This window comes from Arthrobacter sp. MYb214 (assembly GCF_002979865.1).
Taxonomy (GTDB): Bacteria; Actinomycetota; Actinomycetes; order Actinomycetales; family Micrococcaceae; genus Glutamicibacter.
Genome location: NZ_PCPZ01000001.1, coordinates 547,472 through 561,096, shown reverse-complemented (window position 1 = coordinate 561,096; position 13,625 = coordinate 547,472). Strand labels below are relative to the sequence as shown.

The following is a 13,625-nucleotide window of genomic DNA, read 5'->3' as shown; positions in this document are numbered from 1 at the left end:
GAACTACCGTTGGATTCCGTCGGGCTTCACGCAGGCTCGGGAAAGAATCCAACGGCAACGGGAAGGAGCGGGGCATGGCGAATACGCCTAACCTGAACAATTCGAAACGACGCTCTATCTCTCGTTTGGTGCGCTTTGCTGGCCGGGGGAGCACCCCGAGCACATCGCCGACCCTTGAACCGCTATTGCGCACGGTCAAGTCCAAGCATCCGAAGGCGGATCTGGACCTGCTGGTCCACGCCTACGAGGTCGCCGAAAAGTACCATGAAGGCCAGAAGCGCAAGAGCGGCGACCCGTACATAACGCACCCGGTCGCCGTCGCCACGATCCTGGCGGAGATGGGGATGACCGGCTCGATTCTTGCCGCCGCCTTGCTGCACGACACCGTTGAAGACACCGATTACTCTCTGGAGTCGGTTAAGAAGGAATTCTCCGAGGAAATCGCCATGCTGGTCGATGGCGTGACCAAGCTGGACAAGGTCACCTATGGCGATGCGGCCCCGGCAGAGACCGTGCGCAAAATGGTCGTGGCCATGTCCCGCGACATCCGCGTGCTGCTGATCAAGCTGGCCGACCGCCTGCACAATGCCCGTACCTGGCGCTACGTATCCCCGGAATCTTCCTCGCGCAAGGCGAAGGAAACCCTGGAGATCTTCGCACCGTTGGCACACCGTCTGGGCATGAACACCGTCAAGTGGGAGCTGGAGGACCTGTCCTTCGCTGCCTTGCACCCGAAGGTCTACCAGGAGATCGTCCGCATGGTGGGCGATCGCACTCCGGAACGTGAAAAGTACCTCTCCTCGATCCGCCAGACCCTTTCGGGCGATCTCGGCGATGTCGCCATCCATGCCTCGGTGTCCGGCCGGCCCAAGCACTACTACTCGATCTACCAGAAGATGATCGTGCGCGGCAAGGACTTCGACGATATCCATGACCTCATGGGCGTGCGCATCCTGGTGGATACCGTCAAGGACTGCTACGGCGCCCTGGGCGTCGTGCATGCGGAGTGGAATCCACTGCCTAACCGCTTCAAGGACTATATTGCGATCCCGAAGCTGAACCTCTACCAGTCGCTGCACACCACGGTGATGGGTCCTGAAGGCAAGCCGGTAGAGATCCAGATCCGCACCCACGATATGCACGTACGCGCCGAATACGGTGTAGCAGCGCACTTCCAGTACAAGCATGGGCAGACCGATAACTCCATGCTTTCGCCGGAACAGAATATGGATTGGCTGCGTTCCTTGATGGAGTGGCAGGCGGATACCGCCGACTCCGAAGAGTTCCTGGACGGCCTTCGCTACACGATCAGCTCCGCTGAAGTCTATGTGTTCACCCCCAAGGGCGACATCATGTCTTTGCCGGTTGGTGCCACACCGGTGGATTTCGCCTACTCGATCCACACCGACGTCGGCCACCGCACCATCGGCTCCCGCGTCAATGGCAAGCTCGTCCCACTGCATACCGAGCTCAAGCAGGGCGATGTGGTGGAGGTCTTCACCTCGAAGGCCGAAGGCGCTGGCCCATCCCAGGATTGGCAGAACTTTGTCCGCTCGCCTCGTGCCAAGGCAAAGATCCGCGGTTACTTCTCCAAGGAACGCCGCGAGGAGGCCATCGAAAAGGGCAAGGAGCTGCTGACCAAGGAACTGCGTCGCAACCAGCTGCCATTGCAGAAATTGATGACTCACGACCTGCTCACGGCGGTAGCCAACGAACTGCACCACACGGACATTTCGGCCCTGTACCAGTCCGTGGGCGACGGCCATACCAGTGCACAGAACGTCATTGAGCATTTAACGGCCCTGATTGGCCCTCCAGAAGCCGAACAGGTCGATGAGGAAGCGGTAGTCCGCCCAACGGCTCCCAGCCCGGCTACGGGCAACGACGCCGGCGTGATCGTCGAGGGCCTGGGGGATGTGCTGGTGAAGCTGGCGCGTTGCTGCACCCCGGTGCCGCCAGATGAAATCCAGGGTTTCGTAACCCGTGGCGCCGGAGTCTCGGTGCACCGCACCGACTGCCTGAATCTGACGCAGCTCGCCGAGCAGCCGGATCGACTGGTCAATGTCACGTGGGCCACCAAGCACCATGGCGTGTTCCTGGTGGAGATCCAGGTCGAAGCATTGGACCGCAAGTCGCTGCTCTCCGACGTCACCCGGATACTCTCCGAAAGCCACTTGAACATCCTTTCGGCCAGTGTGCAGACAAGCAAGGACCGTGTGGCAATCTCCCGTTTCTCCTTCGAAATGGGCGATCCCAAGTTCCTGAGCCACGTGCTGAACCAAGTACGCCGCATCGATGGCGTCTACGATGTCTACCGCACCACCGCAGGGTCCCGCCGCTAATAGCGCGGTGCACCCCGCGGCGGCAACCTAGGCCGCTTGCGCCGTATCGGAGAAGGACTGGACCAGGCGCAGGGCTCGGGAGCGCTCGGGTGAGGGAACCTCAGATGCCAGGGCTTGTTTGATGGCGTCCAAAGTCAGGTAGGGATCTGCCAGCGCCGCGACTGTGCCCAGAACGCGGCTGGCAATGGGCAATGGATCGTATTTCGCGCAGTCGCAGGCGCTGCGCAATGCGGTGGTCACCCTGATGCGGCTGCGGAACACCATGTCCGTATCCGGCACCTGCATTTGGGCGAATTCCGCCCTCAGCCCGTGCCCGGGGTAGAACGGCCGATGGTAGCTCTTGGTGTAGATGCACAATGTGGACACTGACGGCAAGAGCCCATGGATCCAGGCTGCAGTTTGGCGAGCTAGCACCGCATCGCGGGCCAGCTCGCGGCCACAGGCGAAACCTGCAATCCGTGCCCGCACCGACGCGTTGACTCGGATGCTGCTGGGCAAAAAATAATCACCGAGGACCTCGATCAGCAGGCCGTTGTGGGCCATGGCGTGCAGCTCGTTGCGGGTGAACATCTCACCAGCGATCCACAGGTCCCCGGGAATGCGCAACGCGGCGGCGCGAGGTCCGGTAGCTGGGGAATTTCTCGTTTCCATAGAGCTACTGAACCAGTTCGCGCCGCCGCGTTGGCGGTGTGCAAGCGATCTGTGGATTACTTACTGGAAGTCGGCAGCCGACTTCTCCAAGGTGCTCAGCCACATGCGGCGTGCATCCAGGGCTTCCTGGGCTGTCGCGATCTGCTTGGCGTTGCCCTTGGCCTGTGCTGCTGCCAGATCATCTTCCAAGGCGGAGATGGTGTCCTGCAGCTGCGAGAGCATCGAGTTGGAGCGGGCCTTGGTCTCCGGGTTGGAACGGCGCCACTGCTCGTCCTCGGCACCCTTGACCGCGTCCTCGACCTGGCGCAGGGTCGATTCAATGCGCTGCAGGTCGTTGCGCGGCACCTTGCCGGCAGCTTCCCAACGGGTGCGGATCGAATCCAGCTTGTTCTTGGCAACAGCCAGATCCTTGATGGGAAGCAGCGCGCGCGCTTCTTCCAGCAGGGCTTCCTTCACCACGAGGTTCTGGGAGTACTCTTCATCGATCTTGGCGTTGGCCGCGGCGCGGGCCTGGAAGAAGACATCCTGGGCGGCGCGGAAGCGGCTCCAGAGCTGGTCGTCGTCCTTGCGCGAGGCACGGCGCGACTTCTTCCACTCGTCCATGAGCTTGCGGTACTCGGCGGCGGTAGCGGTCCAGTCGGTGGACCCCTGCAGCACCTCGGCGCGAGCGATCAGCTCTTCCTTCACTTCCTTGGCGGCCGCGTTGGTCGAATCCAGCTGCGAGAAGTAGGCCCGGCGATGGCGGTCGAAGGTGGTGCGGGCGGAGCGGAATCGCTTCCACAGCGCATCTTCGGTGGACCGTGGCAGGCGCACCGAGGAACGCTGCGAACCCTTCCAGGCGTCGAACAGCTCGTTCATCGCCGCCGAAGCGGTCTTCCACTGGATCTGCTCCGGGCGCTTGCCGGCCAGCTCTTCAGCCTGTTCGACGATGGCTTCGCGGGCAGCGAGCTGTTCCGCGCGAGCTTCGTCGTTGGCCTTGCGCTGTTCGCTGGTCAATGCCTCGACGGCTACGCGGGCATTCTCGAGGCGCGTTTCCAGCGCCGGGATGTCGCCGACCATATGGCGTTCGGCAACGGTGGCCGAGAGCGCCTGCACAGCCTTGCTGAGCTCGCCGGCCGGGGCCTTGGCAACGACGCGCTGCTCCAGGAGCATCAGCTGCGAGAGCGCGTCGTCGTATTTGCGCACGAAGTAGCCCAGGGCTTCGTCCTGGGTTGCGTCGGGGTATTGGCCCACTGGGAATTCGGCGCCGTCAATGATCACGAAGACGTGGCCGTCCTCGGTCACACGGGCGAACTTTGCCGCTTCGTCGAGGGGAGTGGTATGTGCGACGCTTGGCGCTACAACCGGCTTTGCGGCAGGCTTCTGGGCCTGTGGCAATGGGGTCTTCTGGCTGTCGTCGGATTGCTGACTGGTGGTCACCGCTGAAACTCTTTCACTTTACGAGCACTTGCTTTAGCCAACTCTACCTGTGACCTCCGCTTCTTAGTAAGCCGACGTGCACAGGTTTCTCGGGTTTCGGGCTATAAGATGGGTAGGTAGCCCAATTTGCACTAAGGAGTTTCATGGCACGCAAGGCCTCACTATCAGGTTTCCCGGAATGGCTTCCCGCCGAACGGGCAGTTGAACAGCATGTGCTCGATACCTTGCGCCACGTCTTCGAACTGCATGGATTCGCCAACATCGAGACCCGTGCGGTGGAAACCCGAGCGCAACTTCTGCGCAAGGGCGAAATCGACAAGGAAGTCTACGGACTGTCACGGCTGGCCGCGGAGGATGAGAAGAACGATCCCAACGCGTTGGCCCTGCACTTCGACCTCACCGTGCCTTTCGCACGCTACGTGGTGGAGAACGCAGGCCACCTGGCCTTCCCCTTCCGCCGCTACCAGATGCAGAAGGTCTGGCGTGGCGAACGCCCGCAGGATGGCCGCTTCCGCGAATTCACCCAGGCCGACATCGATGTCGTGGGCGATGGCACCTTGCCCTTCAGCTACGACGTGGAGCTGGCGCTGACCATTGCCGACGCGCTCTCCGCCCTGCCGATCGGTGATTTCCGCCTGCGGGTGAATAACCGCAAGCTGGCCGAGGGCTTCTACCGCGGCCTGGGCCTGGAAGATCCGGATGCAGTCCTGCGCGCCATCGACAAGCTGGAAAAGATCGGCGATGATGCCGTCGCCAAGATCCTGGTCGAAGAAGTCGGCGCCACCGCGCAGCAGGCCGCCGCCGCCCTGGCCCTGGCCAAGATCCGCACCATGGACACGTCCTTCGTGGAGCAGGTCCGCGCACTGGGCGTCAGCCACGAACTGCTGGATACCGGCTTGGATGAGCTCTCGCAGGTCATCGATGCCGCATCCAAGCGCGCACCGGGCAAGGTCATGGCCGATTTGTCCATCGCCCGCGGGCTGGACTACTACACCGGCACCGTGTACGAAACCGTGCTGGTGGGCCACGAATCCCTGGGTTCGATCTGCTCGGGCGGGCGCTACGAATCGCTGGCTTCCAAGGGCAAGAAGAACTACCCGGGTGTGGGCTTGTCCATCGGCGTCACCCGCCTGGTCTCGCGCATCCTTGCAGAAGAGTCCGTGTCCGCAAGCCGTTCGGTGCCTTCGGTGGTATATGTCACCTTGGCCAACGACGAGTCCTGGCACGAAGCGCAGGATGTAGCCTCGCAGCTGCGCGAGCGCGGCATCGCCTGCGAGGTAGCAGCCAGCGCGGAGAAGTTCGGCAAGCAGATCAAATTCGCTGATCGACGCGGGATTCCGTTCGTCTGGTTCACCCATGCCGATGGCGCCCACGAGGTCAAGGACATCCGTTCCGGCGAGCAGGTCGCCGCGGATCCGTCCACCTGGATGCCGGCCGAAGCGGACCTGAAGATCGCCATCAGCTAGTTCTCGGGCTCCATCGCCCGCCCGCGCACCAATCACGGTGCACTAAACTTCATGGGAAGAAACTTTCCCAACCGACCGAAAGGATCGTAGTGCTACGCACTCATCAGCTGGGCGTCTTGAACGCCGAGCACATTGGACAGCAGGTCACACTCACCGGTTGGGTCGCGCGTCGCCGCGACCACGGTGGTGTCGCCTTCCTGGATTTGCGTGATGCTTCGGGCGTGGCCCAGGTCGTCGTGCGCGATGAAGAGGACTTCCATCCGCTGCGCAATGAGTTCGTGCTGCAGATTCTCGGCACCGTCGAGCGCCGCCCGGAGGGCAACGAGAACCCGAATCTGCCTACCGGGCAGATCGAGGTCATCGCTGAGACCGTGACCGTGCTGAACACCGCGGCCCCGCTGCCATTCCAGGTCGACGAGCACGTCGAGGTCGGCGAGGAAGCGCGCCTGCGCCACCGCTACCTGGACCTGCGCCGCCCGACCCCGGCCCGCAACATCCGCCTGCGCTCCGAGGCCAACCGCGTGGCACGCAACCTGCTGCACGACCAGGGCTACATCGAGATCGAAACCCCGACGCTGACCCGCTCCACCCCGGAAGGCGCCCGCGACTTCGTCGTGCCGGCCCGACTGACCCCGGGCAGCTGGTACGCCTTGCCCCAGTCCCCGCAGCTGTTCAAGCAGCTGCTGCAGGTCGGCGGCTTCGAGAAGTACTACCAGATCGCCCGCTGCTACCGCGATGAGGACTTCCGCGCGGACCGCCAGCCGGAGTTCACCCAGCTGGACATCGAAGCATCGTTCGTCGAGGAAGATGACATCATCGAGCTCGGCGAAAAGTTGGTCACCGAACTGTGGAACCTGATCGACGTGCAGGTCCCGACCCCGATCCGCCGCATGGCGTACTCGGAGGCCATGGCCAAGTACGGTTCGGACAAGCCGGATCTGCGCTTCGGCCTGGAACTGACCGAAATGACCGAGTACTTCGCGAACACCTCCTTCAAGGTCTTCCAGTCCGAGTACGTCGGCGCCGTGGTCATGCCTGGCGGCGCATCGCAACCGCGCCGCACCCTGGATGCCTGGCAGGAATTCGCCAAGCAGCGCGGTGCCAAGGGACTTGCCTACGTGCTGATCAAGGAAGATGGCGAGCTGGCTGGCCCAGTGGCCAAGAACCTGTCCGAGGAAGAGAAGGCCGGACTGGCCGCAGCTACCGGCGCAGCCGCCGGAGACTGCATCTTCTTCTCCGCCGGCAAGAAGAACGAATCCCGTGCACTGCTCGGTTCGGTCCGTGTCGAGATCGGCCACCGCACCGGCCTGATCAAGGAAGGCGACTGGGCCTTCGTCTGGATCGTCGACGCACCGATGTTCGAAGCTGCCTCCGACGCTGTCGCCTCGGGTGACGTGGCCGTGGGCGCTGGCGCTTGGACCGCTGTGCACCACGCGTTCACCAGCCCCAAGCCGGAGTTCATGGACACCTTCGACACTGATCCTGCATCGGCCCTGTCCTACGCCTACGACATTGTCTGCAACGGCAACGAAATCGGCGGCGGTTCGATCCGTATCCACCAGCGCGACGTCCAGGAACGCGTCTTCAAGCTCATGGGCGTAACCCAGGAGCAGGCTGACACCCAGTTCGGCTTCCTGCTCGAGGGCTTCAAATACGGCGCCCCACCGCATGGCGGCATCGCCCTGGGTTGGGACCGCGTGCTGCAGCTGCTGACCAACTCGGAGTCCATCCGCGACGTGATCGCCTTCCCGAAGACCGGTGGCGGTTTCGATCCGCTGACCGCGGCTCCTGCGCCAATCACCCCGCAGCAGCGCAAGGAAGCCGGCATCGACTTCAAGCCTGAGAAGAAGAAGGCCGAAGAGACCGAAGCCAAGGCCGAAGCCAAGTAGGTTCACGCAGCTTCGTAACGCCGGATGGAACGCTTGAATGCGTTCCATCCGGCTTCTTTTTAACCTGGAATTAGCTCTTTTGGTGGACTATGAGTATTTTTAATACTAGGTTTGTTTTTGACTTAGTTTGCAGAACCAGTTCTCACGACCACTTTGGAGCGATACGTGCCAGCAGAAGAACCACACGATATCATCGAACGTTACCCAGAAGCGGACCAGGAATGGGCTAAAACCTTTTTCGCTTCAATGGTGTGGAACGACCTCACCAATGCGCAGGTGGCGCTCGAACTGGACCGCACCCTGAGCATGGTTCGCGATAGCGGGCAGCGGGCCGAGGAACTCTTTGGCCATTCGGGCGAATATGGTGCGACGCGGGCTCAATGTCTATTGACGCCAGAGCAGCGCGCGGACGCGGAACTTCCCGTCGAATCAAGTACTGCGCTATTGGCGGTTGTTGGGATGCTTGTTGGCCTGCTGTGCACTGGATTTGGAATCTGGATCGGGTTCCGCGATGGGTGGACCTCGAGTTCGTGGCACTACTGGCAGCTTTCTGCTCTAACTGCCGGGGCAGGGATCGCACTATCGGGATACCTGTGGTGGTTTAACCGATTGAAGGGGAAATTCGGCCTGTCCTGGATACTGGGACCGGTAGGTATCCTCGTGTCGGTTGGAGCTGCCGCTCTAATCGTGCAGATAGGAGGAAGCAATAATCTGCTGCCCCTGCCAAATTGGTTAGCTCCAATTCTTGGCGCAGGGCTGGTGGTTGCTTGCTTCTATCTGATGCCTGCCTATAAAGCGCAGAAAGCCGCTGGCGGGCAACAAATCCTTCTCGGCACCGACGAGTGGTTCGCGGAAACCACCAGACTGCTGCGCGGACGCTACGGCATGAGTCACAAGGAAGCCAATGAGTCGCTGAGTACTGCGCGAGAACATCTCGATGATGCGGCGACCCGAGGCGAAAAAGCTGACCCAAACCTTGAATTCGGAACGCCCAATGAATTCGTGATTGGGCTGGCAGTGAACACCGAAAAGGCGCTCAAGCGTCGTTGGCTTCTACGCCGCATGGCCACCTTGACCGTAGTCGCTTTATTCGCGGTCGGCGCGGTCGCTGGCCTGATGGATCCAGCGCGAAATGGCGGGGATATTTTCTTTGGGGTCGCAGTGCTGGTGTTTGCCGCGGTGAGCGTTTACGAGCTGCGTCCGGCTGACCGCAAGGCCTACGTCCAAGAGAAGCTCAAGGAACGAGCAGCCAATGCCCGGGCACTGCAGGAGCGCGACGATGACTAAGCCCGAAGGCTTTCCGGGTAGCTGGCAACGCGCCATGTTGCCGATGCTCTTACTCGCCGAACTCTCGGCTGGCCAGGCCCACGGTTATGCACTGGCGAAATCCCTGCAGGAACGCGGTTTCGGGCCGATCAAGGGAGCCACGCTCTACCCCGCATTGGCCAAACTCGAGGCCTCGGGTTTTGTTGAAACCCGCTGGGAAGAAGGCCAAGGTGGCCCGGGGCGAAAGGTCTACGAACTCTCCGCCACCGGACGAGTGGAACTAGCCGAGCAACGAGCCAGCTTCGACCAACTGACCCAACTGGTACAGAGCACCGGCCGCTAGGGGAGGTCTGCCGAGTCTACGATCATCGTGAACGGTCCGGTATTCGTTAGCGAGACATTCATCATCGCGCCAAATACACCGGTCTGAACGCTCGCACCCAATTCGCGCAGGTGCTCCACGAAGTAGTCGTACAACGGTTCGCTGATAGGACCGGGCGCCGCATTGGACCAGGATGGGCGGCGGCCCTTGCGCACCGAACCGTACAGGGTGAACTGGCTGATCACTAGCAGTGGTGCATTCACCCCGGCTGCGGAGGTTTCATCCTCCATGATCCGCAGCTGCCAGATCTTTTCGGCCACCTTGCGTGCGATCGCCTGATCATCCTCATGGGTCACCCCAAGTAGGATCACCAAACCGGGGGAGTCGAGCTGGCCGGTAATCTGCCCTTCAACCTCAACATGGGCGGTGGAAGCGACCTGGACGACAGCGCGCATATGGCGGACCTTTCAAAAGACGGTGGGGCTTCCAGAATATCGGTAGGCTTAGGGGGTGAGCGATTTGTTCGATTCCCTGTCCGATGAGCCACGCGATGCGCGTGAGCCCCAAGTCAACCGGCCCCGTCCGCCACTGGCGGTGCGCATGCGCCCGAAGACCTTGGATGAGCTCGTCGGCCAACAACACCTGCTAGGCCCGGGTTCACCCTTGCGACAGCTGGCCGAAAACCCTGAAACCGGGTTGGCTGGACCTGCCAGTGTGATCCTCTATGGCCCTCCGGGAATTGGCAAAACCACCATCGCGCACGTGATCGCCCGCGCCACCGACCGTAAATTCGTGGAACTTTCGGCCATCACCGCCGGTGTCAAAGATGTCCGGCGAGTCATCGAACAGGCCAAGGATGACCGCGATCTGCGCGGGATTACCACCGTGCTCTTCCTCGACGAGATCCACCGCTTCAACAAGGCCCAGCAGGACGCACTGCTGCCCGGCGTGGAAAACCGTGTCGTCGTCCTGGTAGCTGCGACGACGGAGAATCCCTCCTTCTCGGTGATCTCGCCGCTGCTTTCGCGCTCTTTGCTGCTGACCTTGCGTCCGCTGACCGACGGCGACCTGTCCACCTTGCTCGAGCGCGCTGTGGCCGACGAGCGGGGTTTCGACGGCCAGGTGCTCCTCAAGGAGGAGCAGCGCGACGCCATTGTCCGCCTGGCCCAGGGCGATGCCCGACGCTCGCTGACCGTGCTGGAAGCAGCCGGCGCGGTGGCTTGGAACGCCGCGGGCGCCGGCATCGATCCGCCGGTGCTGATTACGGACGACCATGTGCAGCTGGCCATGGACCAGGCGGTCCAGCGCTACGACAAGGATGGCGACCAGCACTACGACATCATCTCCGCGTTCATCAAGTCCATTCGTGGCTCTGATGTGGACGCGGCCCTGCATTACCTGGCGCGCATGCTCTCTGCGGGGGAGGACCCCCGCTTCATTGCCCGCCGCCTGATGATCTCGGCCTCGGAGGATATCGGCATGGCCGATCCCACCGCACTTCCCGTTGCCGTAGCAGCCGCTCAATCGGTGCAGCTCACCGGCATGCCGGAAGCACGGATCATGCTCGGGCAGGCAACGGTTCATCTGGCTACGGCCCCGAAGTCCAACGCTTCATACAATGCGATCAACGCCGCCCTGGCCGACGTATCCGAAGGCAAGGGTTCGCTGGTTCCCGACCACCTGCGTGACGCGCACTATCCCGGCGCCAAGCAGCTGGGCCATGGCGTGGGCTACATCTACGCCCATGATGCTCCGCACTCCATCGCAACCCAGCAGTACCTGCCCGATGATCTGGTGGGCACCGACTACTACACGCCGACCAATAACGGTGCGGAAAAAACCATAGGGTCCCGCCTGTCCCGTTTGCGTGAAATCATCCGGGGCAAGGATCCGCAGCGCTCCAAGGGCAAGCGCTGATTGTGCGCTAAGCCTCAGCGAAAGCTGCTGCCGTTTCGTGTAAACTTGATCTTTGGCTGGCAAGCCTTGTCCCGCATTCGAGTCATCGAGCGTGGAGGCAGGGTTGAAGTGAAGCAGGGACGCGACGCCCACACACTCTCCCACCTGGAGGCCAGTAGATACCGTCGCTAATCGAAAGGGACACATTATGGCTAACGCCCGTGCCCGCCGCACCGTACGCCTTTCGCGTGCGCTCGGCCTTGCATTGACTCCAAAAGCTGAAAAGTACATGGAGCGCCGTCCATACGGTCCAGGCCAGCACGGCCGCGCCCGTAAGAAGCAGGACAGCGACTACGCAGTACGTCTGCGCGAAAAGCAGCGTTTGCGTGCCCAGTACGGCATCCGCGAAGCTCAGATGCTGAGCGCCTTCAAGGAAGCTAAGCGCCTCGGCGGCGAAACCGGCGGTAACCTGCTGGCTCTGCTCGAGTCCCGTCTGGATGCCCTGGTTCTGCGTGCAGGCTTCGCCCGCACCATCCAGCAGGCCCGCCAGATGGTTGTTCACCGCCACATCCTGGTCAACGGCCAGCGTGTAGACCGTCCGTCCTTCAAGGTACAGCCGGGTCAGCTGATCCACGTACACGAGAAGAGCGAGAAGATGGTTCCATTCCAGATGGCTGCAGCAGGTGAGCACTCGAAGGTGCTGCCAGCCGCTCCTGCTTACCTGGACGTAAAGCTGGAAGCCCTCCAGGCTACCTTCGTGCGCACCCCAGAGCGCACCGAAATCCCAGTGACCTGCGAAGAGAACCTCGTGGTCGAGTACTACGCACGCTAATACCTGATCCCTTATAAACAAAGGGAATCAGCTTAGCTGTAGCGGTTTTGTGGCGGTCTAACCTAGTTAGGCCGCCACAACTGTATCTGCCACAGCTGCCATCGCGGACCCGTCACTGTCCCACATATGCGCGTAAGTACGCAATGTTTCATTGGCGTCCTTATGCCCCAGACGAGCCGCCACAGCCACGGGCGAGAAGCCGTGGGAGATCAACACACTCGCATGGTAGTGGCGCAGCTGGTGCCACCCCGGGCCGATCTCCGGCAAGCTCTTGCGGGCTTTCACCCACACTGCCTCGTACTTCCAGACCTGCACCACGCCAGCCGTGTGGAAGAGCCGGCCTTCTGGCCCTGCAGCATTGCAGAGCGACAGCAGGATATTCCGCATCACTGGACCGAAACTAACGCTCCGCCTTGAGGACTTAGTTTTGAGCGGGCCACGCACCAGTTCACCGGTGCGACGGCTCGAATCCTGAAGCGTCATGCGGATGACACTGTTCGGGAAATCAATGTCCTGTTTCGAGAGCCCGAAAAGCTCACTGGGACGCAATCCCGTCGCAGCTCCAACACGCATGGCTGTCGCGTATGGTTCTGGAACAATCGAAATCAGCTGTTCTAGAGTTTCTTTGCTGAACTGAAAGTTCTTGCTCTCCACCTGCGGCAAGCTGATCTTCACGCACGGAGATTCCCGAATGACCCGCTGGAACACGGCCTCCTTGAATACCTGACGCATGTACGTGTAGTAGAGCCTGGCAGTGGATGGGGCGAGCCCACTCGCAGTCCAGGCGTTGATGACTACCTGAACGTCCTCACGCTTGATTTCGGTCAGGTACTTCTCGTTGAACGATGGCAGGATCCTTTGGCGGCCGGCGGAGTCAATCATGCGTAGCGAGCTGGGACGCTGATGTGTTTGCTGTTGGCGCCATTTAGCCCAGAAGTCCTTGAACAGCATGTCTGCTTTGAGCCCGTGAGGATTCAATGTGTGGTCGGTAGTCTTGCTATCGAGCCACGCCTGGGCGGCGTCCTTGTAGTCGAAGGAGCGCTTGGTTTCTTTGCCGGTGCCGTCGGTCCAGACAGCTTGCCAGCGCTTCCCCTTGCCGTATCTGGTAGTTCGGGTTCGGTCTTTACGGTGCCAGAGGTCGTTTACTCTTCCGGTCGCCATGATGTCTCCTGTTTTTGGGTGCGCTTTAGTAGGCGCATGTATGCGTGGATGTCTCGGGGGAGCACGTCGAGTTCGTTGGCTAGGGCTGTTGCTGTGCCGTAGACGAGTGATGCTTGGGTGAACTGGTCGTGGTGTATTAGCCAGGAGGCGCTGAGTTCCTCTGCAGCGCGTTCTTGGCGTGGTGAGCAGCCCTCGTGTTGCAGGAGGGCGTGCGCGGTCTCATGAGAGAGCGTGGACCGCCGCTGGATGGGCGCCAGCCTGGGCCGCAACAAGATGGTGTGGGTGACGAGGTCGTATGCTCCCCAAAGATTGCCGGGGAGGTCGGTTTCTATGATTCGCGGTCGTATGCGTGATAGAACTTCTTCGAACATACTTTCGAAG

General features: G+C 61.4%; 12 protein-coding genes. 7 read left to right on the top strand and 5 right to left on the bottom strand.

The annotated features are described in order from the left end of the window. The first annotated feature begins 74 nt into the window (after positions 1–74). Entirely contained in the window at positions 75–2,342 is a 2,268-nt protein-coding gene (locus CQ012_RS02570) for a RelA/SpoT family protein (RefSeq protein ID WP_105661367.1), read from the top strand. Between the two features lie 27 nt (positions 2,343–2,369). On the opposite strand, the gene CQ012_RS02565 is transcribed toward CQ012_RS02570, so the two are convergent. After that, entirely contained in the window at positions 2,370–2,993 is a 624-nt protein-coding gene (locus CQ012_RS02565; protein ID WP_146112900.1) for a hypothetical protein, read from the bottom strand. A gap of 60 nt (positions 2,994–3,053) precedes the next feature. Further along, the gene (locus tag CQ012_RS02560) at positions 3,054–4,412 is read right to left on the bottom strand and encodes a DUF349 domain-containing protein (protein WP_105661365.1); all 1,359 of its coding nucleotides are present in this window, start codon (positions 4,410–4,412) and stop codon (positions 3,054–3,056) included. 143 nt (positions 4,413–4,555) lie between these two features. Between CQ012_RS02560 and hisS the strand changes: the two genes are divergently transcribed. The 4 genes from hisS (at position 4,556) to CQ012_RS02540 (ending at position 9,376) form a co-directional block, all read left to right on the top strand. Then, on the top strand, positions 4,556–5,878 hold the full coding sequence (gene hisS, locus CQ012_RS02555; RefSeq protein WP_105661364.1) for a histidine--tRNA ligase: 1,323 nt from the start codon (positions 4,556–4,558) through the stop codon (positions 5,876–5,878). 89 nt (positions 5,879–5,967) lie between these two features. After that, the gene (aspS, locus tag CQ012_RS02550; protein WP_105661363.1) at positions 5,968–7,767 is read left to right on the top strand and encodes an aspartate--tRNA ligase; all 1,800 of its coding nucleotides are present in this window, start codon (positions 5,968–5,970) and stop codon (positions 7,765–7,767) included. A gap of 165 nt (positions 7,768–7,932) precedes the next feature. Beyond that, positions 7,933–9,054, top strand: coding sequence for a hypothetical protein (locus tag CQ012_RS02545; protein WP_146112899.1), 1,122 nt, complete (start codon positions 7,933–7,935; stop codon positions 9,052–9,054). Beyond that, on the top strand, positions 9,047–9,376 hold the full coding sequence (locus tag CQ012_RS02540; RefSeq protein WP_105661361.1) for a PadR family transcriptional regulator: 330 nt from the start codon (positions 9,047–9,049) through the stop codon (positions 9,374–9,376). Before CQ012_RS02545 ends, CQ012_RS02540 begins: the two co-directional genes overlap by 8 nt. Here the strand turns inward: CQ012_RS02540 and dtd are convergent. Next, positions 9,373–9,810 (bottom strand): D-aminoacyl-tRNA deacylase, encoded by a 438-nt coding sequence (gene dtd, locus CQ012_RS02535; protein WP_105658289.1) that lies wholly within the window; start codon positions 9,808–9,810, stop codon positions 9,373–9,375. The genes CQ012_RS02540 and dtd overlap by 4 nt on opposite strands. Positions 9,811–9,865: 55 nt before the next feature. Between dtd and CQ012_RS02530 the strand changes: the two genes are divergently transcribed. Both CQ012_RS02530 and rpsD read left to right on the top strand, forming a co-directional pair. After that, on the top strand, positions 9,866–11,272 hold the full coding sequence (locus tag CQ012_RS02530; protein ID WP_105661360.1) for a replication-associated recombination protein A: 1,407 nt from the start codon (positions 9,866–9,868) through the stop codon (positions 11,270–11,272). Between the two features lie 184 nt (positions 11,273–11,456). Continuing rightward, positions 11,457–12,083: a 30S ribosomal protein S4 gene (gene rpsD, locus CQ012_RS02525; RefSeq protein ID WP_105658291.1), complete on the top strand. Its 627-nt coding sequence runs from the start codon at positions 11,457–11,459 to the stop codon at positions 12,081–12,083. A gap of 66 nt (positions 12,084–12,149) precedes the next feature. Here the strand turns inward: rpsD and CQ012_RS02520 are convergent, their stop codons facing one another. Continuing rightward, positions 12,150–13,244 (bottom strand): tyrosine-type recombinase/integrase, encoded by a 1,095-nt coding sequence (locus CQ012_RS02520; RefSeq protein ID WP_105661359.1) that lies wholly within the window; start codon positions 13,242–13,244, stop codon positions 12,150–12,152. Beyond that, the gene (locus CQ012_RS17975) at positions 13,226–13,615 is read right to left on the bottom strand and encodes an ImmA/IrrE family metallo-endopeptidase (RefSeq protein ID WP_105661358.1); all 390 of its coding nucleotides are present in this window, start codon (positions 13,613–13,615) and stop codon (positions 13,226–13,228) included. Before CQ012_RS17975 ends, CQ012_RS02520 begins: the two co-directional genes overlap by 19 nt. Positions 13,616–13,625: the final 10 nt, after the last annotated feature.

What these genes read in the sequence shown, in the direction of transcription:
- CQ012_RS02570 (WP_105661367.1), top strand. Translation starts at nt 75, where the DNA reads ATGGCGAATACGCCTAACCTGAACAATTCGAAACGACGCTCTATCTCT.
- CQ012_RS02565 (WP_146112900.1), bottom strand. Translation starts at nt 2,993, where the DNA reads ATGGAAACGAGAAATTCCCCAGCTACCGGACCTCGCGCCGCCGCGTTG.
- hisS (WP_105661364.1), top strand. Translation starts at nt 4,556, where the DNA reads ATGGCACGCAAGGCCTCACTATCAGGTTTCCCGGAATGGCTTCCCGCC.
- CQ012_RS02540 (WP_105661361.1), top strand. Translation starts at nt 9,047, where the DNA reads ATGACTAAGCCCGAAGGCTTTCCGGGTAGCTGGCAACGCGCCATGTTG.
- dtd (WP_105658289.1), bottom strand. Translation starts at nt 9,810, where the DNA reads ATGCGCGCTGTCGTCCAGGTCGCTTCCACCGCCCATGTTGAGGTTGAA.
- CQ012_RS02520 (WP_105661359.1), bottom strand. Translation starts at nt 13,244, where the DNA reads ATGGCGACCGGAAGAGTAAACGACCTCTGGCACCGTAAAGACCGAACC.
- CQ012_RS17975 (WP_105661358.1), bottom strand. Translation starts at nt 13,615, where the DNA reads ATGTTCGAAGAAGTTCTATCACGCATACGACCGCGAATCATAGAAACC.